The organism is Microcoleus sp. LAD1_D3, from assembly GCF_036702135.1.
Taxonomy (GTDB): domain Bacteria; phylum Cyanobacteriota; class Cyanobacteriia; order Cyanobacteriales; family Microcoleaceae; genus Microcoleus.
On the sequence record NZ_JAUBSB010000005.1, the window covers coordinates 63,278 to 76,908 of the forward strand.

Annotated in this window: 14 protein-coding genes; 7 read left to right on the forward strand and 7 right to left on the reverse strand. The window is 46.7% G+C overall.

Translation table 11 applies throughout. From position 1 onward, the window contains the following. Positions 1-100 precede the first annotated feature (100 nt). The 4 genes from QUA74_RS04125 (at position 101) to hetR (ending at position 4,503) form a co-directional block, all read left to right on the forward strand. Positions 101-1,903: an FAD-dependent oxidoreductase gene (locus QUA74_RS04125; RefSeq protein WP_333325251.1), complete on the forward strand. Its 1,803-nt coding sequence runs from the start codon at positions 101-103 to the stop codon at positions 1,901-1,903. A 96-nt stretch (positions 1,904-1,999) separates the two neighbouring features. After that, entirely contained in the window at positions 2,000-2,230 is a 231-nt protein-coding gene (gene patX / locus QUA74_RS04130; RefSeq protein ID WP_333325254.1) for a heterocyst-inhibiting protein PatX, read from the forward strand. Positions 2,231-2,636: 406 nt separating this feature from the next. Then, positions 2,637-2,864: a hypothetical protein gene (locus QUA74_RS04135; protein ID WP_333325256.1), complete on the forward strand. Its 228-nt coding sequence runs from the start codon at positions 2,637-2,639 to the stop codon at positions 2,862-2,864. 733 nt (positions 2,865-3,597) lie between these two features. Beyond that, positions 3,598-4,503, forward strand: coding sequence for a heterocyst differentiation master regulator HetR (hetR, locus tag QUA74_RS04140; protein WP_333325578.1), 906 nt, complete (start codon positions 3,598-3,600; stop codon positions 4,501-4,503). Between the two features lie 175 nt (positions 4,504-4,678). On the opposite strand, the gene QUA74_RS04145 is transcribed toward hetR, so the two are convergent. Then, a complete protein-coding gene (locus tag QUA74_RS04145; protein ID WP_333325259.1) occupies positions 4,679-5,491 on the reverse strand; it encodes a TIGR00297 family protein in 813 nt (270 codons plus the stop codon). Between the two features lie 11 nt (positions 5,492-5,502). Here QUA74_RS04145 and QUA74_RS04150 point away from each other — a divergent pair, with 11 nt between their 5' ends. Further along, complete coding sequence (locus QUA74_RS04150; RefSeq protein WP_333325262.1) at positions 5,503-5,934, forward strand: VOC family protein; 432 nt, start codon at positions 5,503-5,505, stop codon at positions 5,932-5,934. A gap of 125 nt (positions 5,935-6,059) precedes the next feature. Here QUA74_RS04150 and QUA74_RS04155 read toward each other — a convergent pair whose 3' ends face one another. Together QUA74_RS04155 and QUA74_RS04160 are read right to left on the reverse strand one after the other, a co-directional pair. Continuing rightward, positions 6,060-6,671 carry an alpha/beta fold hydrolase gene (locus QUA74_RS04155; protein ID WP_333325264.1) on the reverse strand — a complete coding sequence of 204 codons (612 nt, stop codon included), beginning with the start codon at positions 6,669-6,671 and terminating at the stop codon, positions 6,060-6,062. Positions 6,672-6,673: 2 nt separating this feature from the next. Next, positions 6,674-7,291, reverse strand: coding sequence for a triacylglycerol lipase (locus QUA74_RS04160; RefSeq protein WP_333325266.1), 618 nt, complete (start codon positions 7,289-7,291; stop codon positions 6,674-6,676). A gap of 318 nt (positions 7,292-7,609) precedes the next feature. Here QUA74_RS04160 and QUA74_RS04165 point away from each other — a divergent pair, with 318 nt between their 5' ends. Further along, positions 7,610-8,071, forward strand: coding sequence for a hypothetical protein (locus tag QUA74_RS04165; protein ID WP_333325268.1), 462 nt, complete (start codon positions 7,610-7,612; stop codon positions 8,069-8,071). Between the two features lie 104 nt (positions 8,072-8,175). On the opposite strand, the gene QUA74_RS04170 is transcribed toward QUA74_RS04165, so the two are convergent. Then, on the reverse strand, positions 8,176-9,333 hold the full coding sequence (locus QUA74_RS04170) for a tetratricopeptide repeat protein (protein WP_333325271.1): 1,158 nt from the start codon (positions 9,331-9,333) through the stop codon (positions 8,176-8,178). On the opposite strand from QUA74_RS04170, the gene QUA74_RS04175 reads away from it, so the two are divergent. Continuing rightward, positions 9,332-9,484, forward strand: coding sequence for a hypothetical protein (locus QUA74_RS04175; RefSeq protein WP_333325274.1), 153 nt, complete (start codon positions 9,332-9,334; stop codon positions 9,482-9,484). The genes QUA74_RS04170 and QUA74_RS04175 overlap by 2 nt on opposite strands. Positions 9,485-9,681: 197 nt before the next feature. Here QUA74_RS04175 and QUA74_RS04180 read toward each other — a convergent pair whose 3' ends face one another. The 3 genes from QUA74_RS04180 to sir form a co-directional block, all read right to left on the reverse strand. After that, on the reverse strand, positions 9,682-10,275 hold the full coding sequence (locus QUA74_RS04180) for a hypothetical protein (RefSeq protein ID WP_333325276.1): 594 nt from the start codon (positions 10,273-10,275) through the stop codon (positions 9,682-9,684). A 119-nt stretch (positions 10,276-10,394) separates the two neighbouring features. Then, positions 10,395-11,171, reverse strand: coding sequence for a 16S rRNA (uracil(1498)-N(3))-methyltransferase (locus QUA74_RS04185; protein WP_333325279.1), 777 nt, complete (start codon positions 11,169-11,171; stop codon positions 10,395-10,397). 245 nt (positions 11,172-11,416) lie between these two features. Continuing rightward, a complete protein-coding gene (sir, locus tag QUA74_RS04190) occupies positions 11,417-13,408 on the reverse strand; it encodes a sulfite reductase, ferredoxin dependent (protein ID WP_333325282.1) in 1,992 nt (663 codons plus the stop codon). Positions 13,409-13,631: the final 223 nt, after the last annotated feature.

A 13,631-nucleotide genomic window follows, 5' to 3' on the forward strand; every position in this document is an offset into this window, starting at 1 on the left:
TAAAATTCAATTCGCGATCGCCAACGCCGAACATCTATCCGTAGCGCACCGATCGCCTGACTAACCCTTTCACAATCTAAAATCTAAAATCCTATTCCCCATGTCCCCAACCTTAAAAGCAGATGTTTTGGTAGTCGGTGGCGGCACCGGCGGCACTGCTGCAGCCGTCCAAGCAGCCCGCCGAGGTGCCAAAACTATTTTAGTAAGCGAATTCCCCTGGCTGGGAGGAATGCTGACTTCCGCAGGCGTTTCTGCCCCCGATGGCAATGAATTAGTAGCTTTTCAAACCGGTTTGTGGGGCGCGTTTCTCCGGGAACTCCAGCAGCGACAGCCGGCAGGTTTGGATTGGGGCTGGGTCAGTTTTTTTACTTACGATCCCCGCATCGGTGCGGAAATTTTCGCTGATTGGGTTAAATGTTTGCCGAACTTGCGCTGGATTTCTGGACAAAAAGCTCAAGATGTGCTGTATGAAGGAGATCGCATTTCTGGCGTCCGGTTTGCAGATTTTACGGTTTCGGCCAAAATCACTTTGGATGCAACGGAATTGGGAGATTTGCTGGCTTTAGCGGATGTTGGACACCGCTGGGGTTGGGAATTCCAAGCCGAGTGGGGAGAACCCAGCGCGCCCGCTGCCTCTAATGCTCTCACAGAGCGCTATTCGGTGCAAGCTCCGACTTGGGTGGCAATCATGCAGGATTTTGGTAAAGGTGCGGCCGGGCCCGAAATTCCCGCGCCGCCTATTGATAATCCCGATCGATTTACTGGTGCTTGGGACGGTTACACTCCTGAGCAATTTCTCAACTACGGCAGGCTTCCGGGCGGATTGTTGATGATTAATTGGCCGATTCGAGGTAATGATTATGGTGAAGGGGTCGATCGACTCATTAAATCTGAAGCATCTCGACAAGAATTCCTCCAAGAAAGTCTCTGGCATACTCAAAGTTTCGCCCGCTTCATTCAAACGCAACTCGGCCCCCGCTACGGCTTAGCACAGAATATTTTCCCCATTTCAACGATCGAGAATCAACAAAATTCTTCCCTTCTTTCTTCCTTTGCTTTACATCCTTACTACCGAGAAAGTCGGCGCTTGCGAGGGATAAGTACAGTCAGAGAACAAGATATTTTGCCTATTGTCGGTGGAAGAGTCGCGAAGTTGCCGATAAATTCTGAGGGCATTTGTGAAACAATTGCGATCGGCAACTATGCCAATGACCACCACTACCCCAGTGGCGACATTCCCTTGCAGCCAAAATCCATCCGCTGGGGCGGCCGCTGGACGGGAACTCCGTTTACCATTCCTTACAGCGCCCTAATTCCTGCGAGTACAGACGGTTTGCTAGTCTGCGAAAAAAATATTTCCGTCTCTCACATCGCCAACGGTGCAACTCGCTTGCAACCGACGGTAATGAATATTGGACAGGCTGCGGGGATGGCGGCGGCTTTGTGCGCGGAATCTGGATGTCAGCCGCGAGAGTTGCCGGTGAGAGTTTTGCAGGAAGCTTTGCTGCAAGATACCGAGGCGAGTGCGGCAGTTATTCCCTTATTTAATTTGACACGGGCTCGATCGGACTGGCTCGACTGGCAACGCTATTATCTCGATCGACCTGAAGCATATCCCGCCAGCGGCGAATGTCAGGAGTCCGTAGAGAAACAAAGCAGTCAAACAGCAAATACCCACAGCCCATTTTCGGGCATTTTCCGTCGCCTCGGCGAACAAGACTGGACACTAACGCTGACAAGCCCCGAATCTTTAGCCTGTCAAACTTGGCAACTCGTGACTTTGGACTCCGAAACCGACAGATTTTTACACAGTTGCGAAACGGAAAAGCCTCTGACAGTATGGGGCAAGCTGAATTTTGCCGGTGCTTGGCTGCTGGCGGGATCAGTAGAATTGAAGACGTAAGGTTTTTTGCAGAGATCCGAAAATTGCACAGATATCTATCCTGATCGATCGGGGCAAGTCTGTATCAGGTAATAGACACTGACACGGATACTACCCATGCACACCTACACTGCAATTGCTTTACTAAGCCTGTTGGGCATTACCTTGAGTGCCAGCGCCCAGAGTGCTTTTGAATGCCTAGTCGAACTGCTGGCAATTGCCACCGCTGATTATATTGTCTTGGCGCCAACTCAACAAGAAAAAGGCGATCGTTCTCCTGAAAGAGGCAGCGGACGCAGACAGTTCAGTCAGCCTCATCTTTACACCCATCACATACCAGCATTTTAATGGCATGGGACGAAAGGGAGTTCCACCAATGAGTCGGTTTCGGCCACCAGTGTCGATCGGATTTTCTGGGATTCTAAGAAAGTCAGGTTCGTCTGGCAACTGCACTTCTTGTTGACAGTCATTAGAATACTTATTCTGTGTAAAAAATGATCATCTCAAGCTTCAACCGCCATCTATCGAGAGATTTACTCTTTCGATATTTGGCGGTTTTGTATTTTCAAGGCTGTAGATACATTTCACCCTGTCAAGTTAAACCACTAAAATTTACTGTGGGTGACACAATTTGAAAAGTTAAATAATTCTCGCATCATGTTTTTTGAATAGTCTGGCAATTTCTGGGAAATCAATCCTGATGAGCAAGGGAAAAGTCCGTATCTCTAAATAGACACTGACACGGATACTACCCATGACAAACTACACAGCAATTGCTTTATTGAGCCTGTTGGGCCTTAGCTTGAGTGGTACCGCCGCTCTATCCCTTGAATCCCCAGTCGAACAGCTAGAAACTGCCACCGCTCAATATATGTTGTCAGCGCAAACTCAACAAAGAGGAGAGCGCGCTCCCCGCAAAGTTCGGCAACGGCGTGATTTTATGGAGTCCCGCACTGACATTCAGCCACTACAACAATTTTAATCGCATTGCCAGAAACCTAGTTCCGCAACTGACTCATTTCGAGGCTGGTTTCGAGGCCGCCCGTGTCGATCGAGCAAACTAATTTTCTGGGACTCTAATTTTTCGGGTTCGTCAGGCAACTGCAGTTTTTGTTGACAGTTATTACGAGATTTTTTTGATCTTACTATGAGGACATATCAACTTGGAGCTGCCATCTACCTAAAGATATACTCTCCTATGTGGCGGTTTTGTATTGAAATGTTTCAATGAAATAGGAATTACCCGGAGAACTCCGATGGTCGGGTTTTTCAACCGATATCCCAGGGCATCAACCCCGTATTTTAGTCGATCGAACCTGGTGTCGCCGTCCAGGAGTATTTAAGAACTGTTGCGCTCGGAGCCGCCTCAAATTCCTCTGATCGCAACAGTTATTTACCTTGTCCCCGCCCAAAGTAGGGTTTAATTTTCAACGGCTGCACTATAATTAACGTGCGATAACTAACTTATATAGGTAAACTGTCAGCGCAGAGGGTGCAGCAATCTACTTAAATTGGCCACCAATAAGAACCACTTATGCGGTGTGGATAGCCTTTAAGCTCATGCCCCTGTTACCTCAGGGAAATTAACTAACCTGAATATTAGGGTAGCTGGCAAGCTTTCCGGCGACAGTCGGCTATGCTTGATTCGGCGCTCTCGCAATAATTTAATGGAGGATGACAAAATGCCTCCTAATTTGGCTATTTCGGGGATAGTGATGAAAAATGACTCTTTGGATCTGGTCAAAAGCCTCAGCCCTAGTGCAATGGATCAGATCATGCTATATCTGGCGTTTAGCGCCATGAGAACCAGTGGGCACAGGCACGGGGCGTTTCTAGACGCGGCCGCAACGGCGGCTAAGTGTGCCATTTATATGACTTATATGGAGCAGGACAACAACCTGCGGATGACCGGACACTTGCATCACATTGAGCCTAAACGGGTGAAGGTGATTGTTGAAGAAGTCCGGGAAGCTCTGACTCAGGGAAAATTGCTGAAAATGTTAGGCTCGCAAGAACCTAGGTATTTGATTCAGTTTCCTTATGTCTGGCTGGAACAGTATGGTTGGATGCCGGGACGCCCTCGCATTCCGGGAAACAATTTGACTGTAGATGAAAAAAAATATCTCGAAGGCAAGATTCCTCCGAATCCGCCAGATGCTCAACTGATCAATTCTTTTCAGTTTATGGAGTTGATCGAGTTTCTGCACAGGCGATCGCAAGAAGATATGTCTCCAGAAAGGCGAATGCCTTTGAGCGAAGCTCTAGCAGAACACATTAAGCGACGCTTGATCTATTCTGGGACAGTTACTCGTATTGATTCTCCTTGGGGAATGCCGTTTTATGCCCTCAGCCGCGCTACTTACTCTCCGGCAGAGCAGGAAGAGCGGACATTTACTATGGTTGAGGATACGGCTAGATATTTCCGACTGATGAAGGATTGGGCGGAAAAACAACCGAAGGTGATGCGAATTATGGAGACTTTGGATATTCCGCCGGAACGGCTCGACCAAGCCCTTGAGGAATTAGATGAAATTATTCGCAATTGGGCCGATCGCTATCACAAGCGGGGCGAACCGACGATGATTGTACAAATGGTGTTTGGGCCGCAAGACGACGCTTAGTTTGATTAGTTATTAATCATTAGTCATGAGTTGATTGCTTGAAACTAATCACTAATGATTAATAACTAATAGCCCTGGACGCCGCCACCGGGTTTTTTTTCCAAAAATACGGCTTTAATGGTTTGAGTTATCGTAAAAAACCTGTGTATTGTGTCGCGAATGTGTCCGGAATTAACTAAGCTAAAAAAGCTCTCCAGGTCGCCGCTAAAACGATCGCTGCGATCGCTCCTATGAGTGTATTGAAAAAATTTACCACCTCGTTCGTCAGCCACTCAAACTTTGATTGCACCGTCGCCCCAATCACGCTCTCAATGTTCGTGGCAATAAAAGCTGCAATAACACAAAAAACAATTCCTGTCAAGTCAATTAAACCGACGGCCCAACTCACAAGCGCAATCAAAATTGAGCCGATAATACCCGCAATTGTTCCTTCCAAACTTACGGCCCCTTCCGTACCCCTAGGTACAGGCTGCAAGCTGGTAATCAAAAAAGTCCGCTTCCCGTAAGCTTTGCCGATTTCGCTGGCGCTGGTATCGGAAAGTTTGGTGCAAAAACTCGCCGCGTAACCTAGCAATAACAGGGAAATAGCATCTTGTGGCACAGACATCTTGCCTGTCTCTCCTAAAATAGATAATGCCAAAACTCCCAAAGCGCAAAGAGTAGCGGTTAAAGCAGAACCCCAGACATTTTCCGGGCCTCTGGCGCCTGAACGCTTTTCGGCTATGCCTTCTGCTTCTTTTTGGGCTTTGCCGATGCTGGTAACTCCCGATCCGACAAGAAAGTAAAACATCACCACAGCATAGCCTTGCCATCCCAAACAGCCCCAGATGAGCACGCCCAATACCCAGCCGTGAAATTGGCCAGCGGGAGTGAGCAATTTTTTAGGCGCAATGGTGCCGATCGCAAGTAAAACTGTATTTAGGGCGATCGCCACCAACCAAGGATTAGACCAAGATAAATAATTAAAGAACAATTCAGAATTCTGCATTTAGTATCTCCATGAACCAAGTCTTATTTCATCTTGCCTTCCCCGTGACCGATATTGGTCAAACCAAAGCGTTCTACGTAGACGGACTCGGCTGCGAACTAGGTCGCGAATCGCCGAATTCTGCAATTATGGGTTTGTGTGGGCATCAAATTGTCGCCCACGTCAGCCACGAACCTTTGACGCCTCAGCGAGGCATCTATCCCCGGCATTTTGGGTTAATTTTTACTTCCGAAGCTGACTGGGAAGGATTGCTAGAAAAAGCCCAGCAAAACAAGTTAAATTTCTATCAAGAACCGAGACGGCGATTTGTCGGTTTGCCTACAGAACACCGTACTTTCTTCTTAGAAGATCCTTTCCACAATATACTGGAGTTCAAGTATTACTGTGAAGCTGAAGCAATTTTTGGCCGCAGCGAATACGCTGAAGTTGGGGATGCTGTTTGATATTTAGTCCGGTAGCGATTTGCCTCATGTGCGGGCGGGTTTACGAGATTGTTGGTTTTAGGAAAAAATGGTAGGTGAAACCCGCCCGTACAAAATTTAACATTATACAACAAGGAATCAAACGGTTAATCATGAACTTTCAAGGGTTCTGAAAGTGCTTCAGCGACCGCTTTTAAACTGCTGGAATGCCTCGCCATCATGGCATGGGCGAAAATAGACAATTTTACTTCTTTGGCAGCCGATATTTGGGAACTAGAAGCAGGTACAATGATGAAATCCCAATCTGTCCAAATCGAAGTAAAATTGAGCTTTTCCAACAAAGCAGCATCTCGATTTAAATCTTCCAAAAAAGCACTGCCAGGACGCATTTGGATGCAGCCTTTTCCCCAGAGAGTGTAAGCCATCCAAGTACCGCTGTGAGGAGAAGATATGGCAATAAAGCGCTGCACTCGGTTAATACCACCTAACCTTTGCAGGTAGTAGCGAGTTGCTAAACCGCCCATACTCAATCCTACTATATCTAAATGCTGTTCTGGCGCAAAGTTTTTGTCTATATAATCTGCTATTTGTTGGGCTAATTCGTCTATGCTGGCGTTGCCCCAATGGGGCGAGAGATTGAGAGTGTAGACTGACCATCCCAGTTGGGTGAGGTAGGCAGACATTTTGTAAAAAATTCCCGATTTTCTGAAGATTCCGTGAATTAGCAAGACTGGGTTCCGGCTAAAATTGCTATTCATTTTTAAGTGGGAATTTTATTTTCAATAGGTGCTTTGAGTTCTTCAACTAATGCGTTAATACTTAGGGGTTCGGTCACCATTTGGCGGTGCAGCAAAACGTTGACTTTAACTTCTTTACCTACTGGCATTTGGGAGCTGTTCGACGGTACAATCATTATGTCAAATGGCGTCCACATTGATGTAAAGTTTATGCGTTTGAGCAGGGTCACATCTTGATTTAAATCGCGCAGCAAGCCACTATCGGGCCGCATATCCAGGTATCCTGGTAGGCGTAGGGAATAGGCTGTGAGGGTGCCGTGGTGGGGGGAAGATAGGGTGATGAAACGCTGTACGCGGTTGATTCCTCCGAGTCGCTGGACGTAGTAGCGACTGACGATGCCGCCCATGCTGTAGCCTACTATGTCTAAAGGCTGTTCTGGATCGAAGGTTTCAGAGATGTAGTCTGCGAGTTGCTTGGCCAGTAAGTCGAGCCCGATGCTGCCGTCGTTGGGGGTGAGGTTGAGGCTGTGGACTGACCATCCGAGTTGGGTGAGGCGGGCGGACATTGTGTTGAAAATAAGCTTTGTGTCCCAGATGCCGTGTAGGAGGATGACGGGATTGCGATCGAGCGAACTGTTCATTTGGCGGGAAAATTGCTTGCTGATTACAGCATAGATTACTCCCCTAAAGAGTTTGACCCCTACTAGGACAGCTATGGAATCGGATCGAGGTACGATCGACAATTAGTGGAAATTGCTAACAAATTCTGAGATACTTTGTAAATAAGTGCAAAGCAGTGCGGGTATTTATACCTAAAGTTTTCTTTGATGAGGTAGCTTAAATTTAGCAAGATGTAAATTTTGATGAATAAATGTAGACAAAGGTTGCCATAGCTCGTAATCTAACTTTGTTGACAAGCTTGTACAAATTTCTCTAAAAGAACAAAAGGAGTAAGTCTAATGTTTGGTTTTATCAAAAATTTCTTCGGCGGTATTTTTGGCTTTTTCGGCAGACTGTTGGGCTTGAAAAAGTCTGAATATTTCCTAGATTTGGGCGAATCGGGAGCGAAGGAACCAGCAAAAGTTGCGCCTGCGAAGGCTGAGCCTGTTGCGATCGCACCGGCAAAAGTTGAGCCTGTTAAATCTGAAAAGTCTGAGAAATCAGAACCGGCTAAGAAGGCTAAGGTAGAGAAAAAGTCGAAGAAAGAAAACGAACCAGTCGCTAGCGTTCCTGCTAAGACTCCGGAACCCGCGAAGGTACCTGCCGCGGCAGCAACTAACGGGAAAGTGCCGAGTCAAGTTGAACCGAATCGGACTTTTGCTCCTAATAATTTAATGCCGACACCAACTGGAACTCGTCGGAGCCCGGGCCCCAGCATGAACAATTTCCGAGAAATGGCTCGTCAGGTGAAAACGAAGTAGGAAATTGGGAATTGATAATAGGGAATTGGGCATTGGATAATTCCCAATGCTGGCGTTAAAAAATTAAAAATGGGATTCCTGATTTTTAATTTTAACTCTTTGTTCTATTCCCTATTTTCTTGGTTTCTGAGGAAGGCTAATCCGCTGTATAGCTGAAAAGCTGAGTCCCAAGGAGTTTCGGATTTGCGCTCGACTTCTATATGAGATTCGATCTTGCTCAACATATTAGTGTAATCGAGCACTGTCTCGGCAAAGGGCGTAAATTCTGACCAAACTGTAACGTCAAGCTGGCGATCGAATATTTCTAGTAAGTTATTCCAGTTAATTCGGGTGGTACTTTGAGGAATTTGTTGAGAGTTTTTGACTTGCGATGTTTTGTTTTTCTGGTTCGGTGAAGTGGGGAGCTCGGCTGAAGCTTTGGTGAAGTCAACTCCTTGTTGAAATTGGTAACTTTGGTCGCAAATTCGCAGAATGCAGTTTCTGCTGGGAATGTGTAAGTCACAGATTTGAGCGTAATCTTGCCTGATTTCTCTGTGGCGAAATTGCTCCTTTCTGCGATTCGGGGAGTAGTCCATGACTTCGATGAACATCGGCAACAAGCCTTCTACTCTTTGGGTAACTTCTGACCAGTTAAATTCCATCGCACCGAGTCGATCGAATTTATCTTTGCAAACAACGGCTGGGGAAGAGAGAGACTGGAAGTGTTGCACTCGGAAGATTTGAATTTTTTGAATATCGCTTAGGGTTGCCCAAAATACGGGAATGCCGGCGTTGAGAAGTTCTTGACCATAAATTCGGAGTTCGGCGATGGAACCAGTTTTGTAAAGTCTCCAGCCGCGGCTTTGGATTTGCATCCGGGTTGTGTAGGCGTCGATTTTAAAGATTCTGCTGATATTTTGAATGGCGGCGGGTTTGTTTTCGGGACTCACTGGTTCGAGGATGAGGAGTCCGGGTTCGAGGTTGCTGGGGTCGTTTTTGGCGGTTTCTATGGCTTGTTGGCGGATGTTTTGTTGGGCGGTTTCAATCCGTTGAATAGCTTGGCGGGTCTGGGAGACGATTTTGGCGTTGGTGATGTCGCGGAGTATTTGTTTGTAGGTTGTTTGGGCTTTTTCGAGGTTGTTGGTGAGTTCGTAGTAGCGGGCGATATAGTATTGCACCCACGGATTTTCGGGGGATTCTTTTTGCAGTTGTTTGATGAGTTGGGCTGCTTGTTTGTAGTCTTTACCATCTAGGGCGGCTGCTATTTGGTTGATGTCTGTCATGGCGATTGCGGAAATGGCGTTGTTTCTATCTTGGCTGATGTTTGGTTGGTTCCGCCACTGGTTAACAACTTTCGCTGTTATGTTAGTGTGGGATTTTGGGCGGTTGGGAAAAATTAAGATTGGGATTTTAACCGCAGATGAACGCGGATGAACGCGGATGTGTAGAGATGGATGTTAAGGGGATGTGAAAAGAAATATAAGTTACAATTGGTTGGAATTTATGCTTAATTTGTAAGTACCTTTGCTTGTGCGATCACCCAAGACTGAAGAATTAACACTTAATGTATAATTCTTTGCTTGTGCGATCACCCAAGACTGAAGACACTATGCTGTGATTATTGGAGAGTTTTATGGCAAGTATCGCAGAGATTCCCAAACCCGGACAGCTTCTTGGGGGCTAATGTCCTTACAATTAGATAACTCTGGAGGCGCGGTATCTAAGAAAAGACGAGAACCCGCACCAGTAAATCTGTAAAATGGGCCTTTTCCCATCCAAGTTCCTATTAAAGTAGGGCCAGAAAGTCGATCATTTTTACGATATTTTAACACTGCGCCTTTGCCCAATATTGAATTGTTGACGGGATAGTCCCGTTCTAAGTCAGCCGATGGCATATCACCAATACCGCCACCGGTGGATTCAATAGCAAAGCAAGAGTTATTGGGGTTTCGATAGATAATTGCGTAGTTAGGGCAAAAACGGCGGACTCCTGAAGGACAAGGTTTAACTTGAACGCTAGCCACCTTAAACCCGGCGGGAACATAGCTAGGAATGGCAACTTTAACTCCGAGAGACTTAAGCTGATTTGTTTGTCTGTCAGATAGCTGAGCATTGGCTAGCAATTGATCTTGATTTGTCGATCGCTCAGCCGTTACAGATTGTATACTGGCGGTCGCTAGAATTGCTGTGATGATGGTGATGATTATGGGCGATCGGTTTTTCATGAATTATTCTCATGTTTTTGGTGGAGACTTTTTGCACCGATCGTATTTTATGATTCTTTAACCGCAGATTCACGCAGATTAACGCGGATGAAGGCCAAGGTAGAGGCGATTTGTTGATATTAGCACTTCTCAAAAGCCGCGCCCACCAACGATAAAGCAACAATCGGTGCAGTCACCGCCCTGAGAATTCTACTCCCCAAAGAAACAGGCTCAAAATCACATTCGATCGCCCTTTTCACCTCACCATCAGTCCATCCACCCTCCGGCCCAACAGCAATCACAATCGATAATTCTCCCCCTGCAGGGGGCGGGCACGGGGGCACCGCCCCTACAAAGGGGGGATCGAAACTACCAATCAAACAATCCCACAAATGCCGATTTTCCCCGCGAGCAACACAAATAAATCGATATTTTTGACCGCAATCTTTCACAGCAAATTCAAACGAAACAGGCTCTAAAATCGTCGGCACAATTTGACGTTCCGACTGTTCCGCCGCCTCCGCAGCAATTCTTTTCCACCGATCGACTTTCTGAGCACTTGGTTTGAGCAAAGTTCGATCGCTCGTCACCGGCACTATACTTGCCACCCCCAACTCCGTCGCCTGCCTCACAACCTCGTCAAACCCGTTTCCCTTGGGCAATGCCGCCATCAAAGTAACTTCCACGGGTAGCTCCCTGTTCACAGCAATCTCCTCTGCTATCGAGGCAAATAACCCGGTTTCCCGTACTTCTAGGACTGCTAACCACCAATGTCCTCGGCCGTCCATTGCAATAAATCGATCGCCCGCTTGCAAACGTAGCACTCGATTTAAATAATGCTGCTGTTCTCTAGTTAAGTCGATTTTGCGATCGCAAATTTGAGGGGCAGTAATTGCTAATCTTTGTAATTGAGGCATTGAATTTGGGATTGTTCGTTTTCTATTAGAGATTTTTTTATTTAACCGCAGAGAACGCAGAGAACGCAGAGGAAGAGAGGAGATAGGCAGGCGGGGTTTCAACCGATCAGAAATAATAAAGGCAAAGCATTTACAACCAGATTTATGTTAAAAATCCAAGGTTTTTTCTGCAAATGCTCTGCCCTTATATTATTTTTGCTTGAGGTTTATATGATGCGAGCAAAAATCGAAAATTGAAAATCGGCTTATGCTTCCTCCTTAATCTTCTTTAAATAAGTGGAAATCGCCTCTGTAGCTAGCTGCGTGATTGGCTTGCCCTGACGGGCTGCTTCTTCCTTGAGCTCGTTGTAGATTTCATCGCGGACGCTAATTCGACGGCGGACTTTGCCACCGCTAGCAGGGCCAGTCTCATTTGCATCGTCGTTACTAGACGTAACTTCTAATTCATTAATCTCAGTTGTCATCGAGTCAGCAGATTGGTAGTTGGTTACAAATTGACGGATAGATTCTAACCCGACGCGATCGCAAAAATTGCCAAAACTCTCGCTCAGTTGCCGTTTTTGTTTGAAATAAACAAAAATCGGCTCCAGAAAAGCTTCAAAATCCTTGACGTGCAGCTTTTCCTCAATTGGTTTTGCCAGCCGCGTTTGGTCGGGAGAACCGCCCAGCCAAATCTGGTAGGATTCCGGCGAACTCCCGACAAACCCCAATTCTGCCATATAAGGGCGGGCGCATCCATTTGGGCAACCAGTCATCCGCACCACCAAATGCTCGTCTTGTAAGCCAACTTTGGTCAAAAGTGCCCGAATCCGCTCTAAAATGCTCGGCATCACGCGCTCAGATTCGGTAATCGCTAACCCGCAAGTCGGCATTGCTGGACACGCCATCCCATAGCGCACTAAGGGGTCGATCGCAGTTTCCCGCTGAATGCCGCATCGATCGAGTATTCCCTGAATTTCTTGTTTGATATCCGGCGAAATATCGTAAATCAGCACGTTTTGGTGCGGCGTCGCCAGTATCGGCAAGTTGTGCTTCTGCACAATTTCCCGCAAAGCCGTTTTTAGCTGAAATGAACCTTCATCCTTGATCCGGCCATTGTCCACAGAAATGCCGACAAACAGCTTGCCGTCTCCTTGTTCGTGCCAGCCCAAGAAATCAAAATACTTCCACTCAGGCAGCGGTTTAAAGGCTTCTAGCGGCTTGCCAAAATATTCGGCTACTTTTTCGCGGAACCACTGTACACCTTTGTCGTTAATCAGGTACTTCAGCCGCGCGTGCCGTCTGTCTGTGCGATCGCCAAAATCTCTTTGCGTTGCTACAATTGCCTTGACCAAATCGTAAACATCATCCTTGGCAACATAGCAAATCTCATCCGCAACCCGCGCAAAAGTCTCTTCTTTGTTGTGAGTGCGGCCCAAACCGCCGCCAGCAAACACGTCAAAACCTTGCAATTCCCCAGCTTCATTGGTAATTACCACCAAGCTCAAATCCTGAGAGTACAAGTCAATTGAATTGTCTCCCGGCACGGTAACGGAGCACTTGAACTTGCGCGGCATATAATGGCTGCCGTAAATCGGTTCTTCTTTGTCGTCGCTAAAGATTGTGCCGTTGCCGTTTTTCTGTCTCGCGGCCTTCACTGCTGGGTCTTCCTCGGCCGAAACAGCTTTTTCGCCGTCCAACCAAAGTTCATAATAAGCACCGGTTTGCGGTGTCAGCAAATCGGCGACATTGTTAGCGTATTGCAGCGCATACTGGTATTCTGGGCGATTTTTGTATGGTGCTGGAGGTGCCATGATGTTGCGGTTCAAGTCGCCGCAAGCTCCCAAGGTTGACCCCATATTTTTAATAATTGAGGAAAACACTGCTTTAAGATTTTTTTTCAACACGCCGTGCAGTTGGAAACCTTGGCGCGTTGTGACGCGGAGCGTGTGGTTGCCGTATTCTTCAGATAGCTTGTCTAAAGCTAGGTATAATTGCGGCGGAGTGAACCCGCCGGGATTGCGGGTGCGGAGCATGAACTGATAATCTTTTTCTTGTCCTTTAACTCGATTGTCGCGGTTATCTTGCTGGTACGAGCCGTGAAATTTGAGAATCTGAAGCCCCTCTTCGGTGAAGTGGGTAGTTTCTTGTAACAGTTCAGTCGCAACGGGTTCTCGTAAATAGTTGCTGCGTTCTTTGAGACCTTCTGATTTAGAGGGCTTGCGCGCAACAGGGGTTGAAGTGGAAGATGTGATCATGGGAATGTATAGTGCCAGTTATAATTAGATACAGCCGATCGAATATTTCTTGAAATTTTGACACTTGACAAATTTGCACTTGACAAATCTCCTCAGAAATGCTGTGTCGGATATGTTGACAACTAGGTTAACAAGTCAGTTAACAAGTAAGTTAATAACGGTAATCCGGTAGGAATTCTGATGTTGTTCAATTGTAACACGATCGAGCTGGGGCTGGAAAATT